The 3010-nt window shown below is 42.7% G+C and carries 3 protein-coding genes, 1 tRNA gene and 1 pseudogene; 1 reads left to right on the forward strand and 4 read right to left on the reverse strand.

The genetic code is table 11. The annotated features are described in order from the left end of the window. The first annotated feature begins 709 nt into the window (after positions 1-709). Positions 710-800, forward strand: a tRNA-OTHER gene (locus VT06_RS16500). Positions 801-864: 64 nt separating this feature from the next. Here the strand turns inward: VT06_RS16500 and VT06_RS17675 are convergent. The 4 genes and pseudogenes from VT06_RS17675 to VT06_RS16515 all read right to left on the reverse strand — a co-directional run. After that, positions 865-1104, reverse strand: coding sequence for a DnaJ C-terminal domain-containing protein (locus tag VT06_RS17675; RefSeq protein WP_052750329.1), 240 nt, complete (start codon positions 1102-1104; stop codon positions 865-867). A gap of 331 nt (positions 1105-1435) precedes the next feature. Next, a pseudogene (locus tag VT06_RS18660) lies at positions 1436-1549 on the reverse strand (DnaJ domain-containing protein); the annotation flags it as partial. A 116-nt stretch (positions 1550-1665) separates the two neighbouring features. After that, positions 1666-2145 (reverse strand): hypothetical protein, encoded by a 480-nt coding sequence (locus VT06_RS16510; protein WP_046555427.1) that lies wholly within the window; start codon positions 2143-2145, stop codon positions 1666-1668. Further along, positions 2142-3010 (reverse strand): hypothetical protein (locus VT06_RS16515; RefSeq protein WP_082122576.1); only part of this gene is annotated, 869 nt, incomplete at its 5' end. The genes VT06_RS16515 and VT06_RS16510, both read right to left, overlap by 4 nt.

Genomic DNA, 3010 nt, shown 5'->3' on the forward strand with positions numbered 1-3010 from the left:
CGCTGACCACGGGAAAAAACTTTAACTAATGCTTGCTCTATAAACGCTTCAGAATACGCTGTTTTCATTGTGACCTCTAAGTATTAATTGAGGCGACAAGTAGTCTGACAGCTGGGGAGTACAGTTATAACTCAAGTGAAATCATATGGTGATGCTTAGCCAATGTGAGGACATCAAAATGAAAACAGACTGCGTTAAATCCAAAAAACAGGTCTCGTCAAGAGGGTGTTTATAGTGGACCCCTCCGGTGACTTCATGAGTCTCAATTTTTTATAAACGACTTATTTCAGATAGGGAGCCCTTGAAGTGCCTAAAACTAAAGAGCTTGGTTGTACGACTTATTTCATGGGAACATTAAGCTAGACGTAAAATCCAAAACCCCGGCCTATGTGCCGGGGTTTTTCTTGGTATCTTTCTCTGCATGCCGGATGCAACGCTCTTCCTCACTCGCCGGGGCAACTCGCCCGTTGCCTTGCGGCAGGGGCTCAGACACTCCCCAGTTCGTTCAAAAGAGGTTCTATCCTCTATTAGCTGAACTAATGCGCGCTCACTAAGCCCTCGTAGCACATAAATTTACGTGTACCCTTAAGTTATTATAAATAAGCCAAAACCGATGTACTGTCATCAACAACAAATTTACAAAGACGGAAAAGTCCGTGTTTAAATACGGATCTTTCCGCCCAATAAGCTTAACTACTTCAATGAAAAAGTTGCTGTGGTCTAATTGGTTTAAGATACCTGTCTATTACTTTGTAAAATTAAAACAGGAGGTTGAGGTTCGAGTCCTCACGGCACCACCAATTAAAGGTATAAAATGGAAAGTGAAGGTTTAAAGGTTTTGTTAAATTCTGTCGGTGATGCAGTTTATTCGTTAAACGTCTTTAATTTTCTCCGGCCCCATTTCACAGCGCCGCCTCCCAAGGTGCTAGCGGCAAAGTAAGCAAGCAACAGATTATCTGCTTCAACATTAAACAACGGGTGAGGTAGTAATCGGATTGTCAAATACACATCGCCGCTTAGAATAGTATTACTAGCGGGAGCCCCCTGACCTTTAAGCCGAATACGCTCGCCATCACGCGTACCAGCCGGAATTTTAACCTTCAACGATTTTTTTTTGCTGTTGATAACTCTGGCTACCGTTAACGGCAATGACAAATTCAATTTGCTTGGTGGTGTTAGCCAGGGTGTCTTCCAGCATTATTGGCCAGTCGAGTTCAACATCAGCGCCTTTGCTTATATTAATGTCGTTATACCATGGTTGCTGACGATGTTGTTGCCGGTAACACGAGCCGGTTTCGCCAAAAATAGAATTAAAAAAATCAGTAAACTCCTGATTGGTTGCCGTATTATTGTCGGCAGAATAGCCCGCTGTCGTTTGCCCCTGCTGTCTGTCAAAACCACGATGGTGCGTGGCGCATAAAGCATCGTATTCGGCACGTTTCTCAGCGCTGTGTAATACCTCATAGGCTTGTGCAACGCGTTTAAACTTTTCTGCAGTATCCGGCAGTTTGCTTACATCAGGGTGATACTTGCCCCCCCCAGCTGTCAGATTAGGTTACGCATAGCTTATTTAATTTTTATCTGACCCCATTTGTCTGAAAGCGTTAAAAACATCTTTTTGGGAGAAATTCTACAGTCTCAACGCCAAGCTAAGCGGCGCGCTTTTTAGCGTCCGCTTGAGCTTTTTGATATTTCTGTAGCTAGATTTTGGCAAACATCTTGATTTTTTGTGTAAACATACTTCTTATACAACAACCAACGGTACTCTACTTGGTGACATTCGATGTACTGGCGTTCGTGTACGATTCTACCTATACCGAAGTGCGTTACCTGCGGCACCAAAATCATTATTAGAACCCCAAAAATCGCGCCTCTTATAAGAGTTTTTTCGACTTTTTCTGGAACTTTTCGTGAAAATATACTGTGATATGCAACACCGATAAAAAGTGAAAACGCTCCTATTGATCCACCAAGCATATACATTGCCCCCTTATCAAAGTTTAGTACAGGGTCTGAACTAATAATGTCTGAAACTGAAGAGGATGCACTTAAAATAAACCATACTATGCTAGCTACTGATAGCACGAAAAATAGTGATGCCCCAAGGAATCTCTCAAGTAACGATGACTTTGTTTTACCAGTCATTTAAAGGTTCTTTGCTGTGGAGATAAAAACTTCTGAAGAGTATGTTTCGCCGTATTTATTACTATTCTAGTTGCTGATTCAACTACATAATCAAGGGCTTCGGAAACCGCGTTAGCCGCACTTCTTTCTACGTTTTCTTTTGCCCTTTTAACATATGAATTAACGTCATATCCAAGCTCATCAAGGCCAGCAATTACTTTATCGGTGATGCCGTAGCGAGTATCCAACGCACCAAGCAACATTGATGTGACGACTCCAACAACGACAACGGCAACGATAGGCCCAATAGCAACTGTGAATGCTGTGCTTATAACTATTGCAGCGGCAATTGATGCTCCAGTTGCAATGCCCACCTTTACAACATCAGTGGCCAAAGAACCAATAAGCTGGCTTAGCGTGGCCTGATCAGTTAGAAAATAGTCCGTTACTCTATAGGAGGATAAAAGGACAATGGAAAGAATGCCGCCAGATTTTGCAGCATTTATTGCTCCCGCCTTCCCCAGCCCCATAGTTATCACCTTGGGATTTTTTATTCCGTACTTGGTGCCGGTTAGAATGCGCCGCAATCCTGGGTGCCCCTTAATAATGATGTGTGGCTTTCCACCATACGTATTAACGTAGGCTTTTGTAGCAAACCCACCAAGATCGCCAACAAGTTTACTTAATGTTCTTAAATCATCCGCCGAGGCATAGTAGCTTGCGCCAACTTCGGTTTTTCCTTTTAGCTTTTGCCATGCATTCTTAATGTGCGGCAGCTTCCCTTTTGGCGAGGACTGCACAATAGCTTCCATTTCTTCAATCGACACAACAAACACTTCATGTTGATTTGACTTTATTTGTTGCTTTAGCTCTTTCTTTTCCTGAT

This window comes from Arsukibacterium sp. MJ3 (genome assembly GCF_000987765.1).
Taxonomy (GTDB): Bacteria; Pseudomonadota; Gammaproteobacteria; order Enterobacterales; family Alteromonadaceae; genus Alishewanella.

Excerpts from the sequence above, each read along its gene's own strand:
- VT06_RS16510 (WP_046555427.1), bottom strand. The coding sequence starts at position 2,145 with ATGACTGGTAAAACAAAGTCATCGTTACTTGAGAGATTCCTTGGGGCA.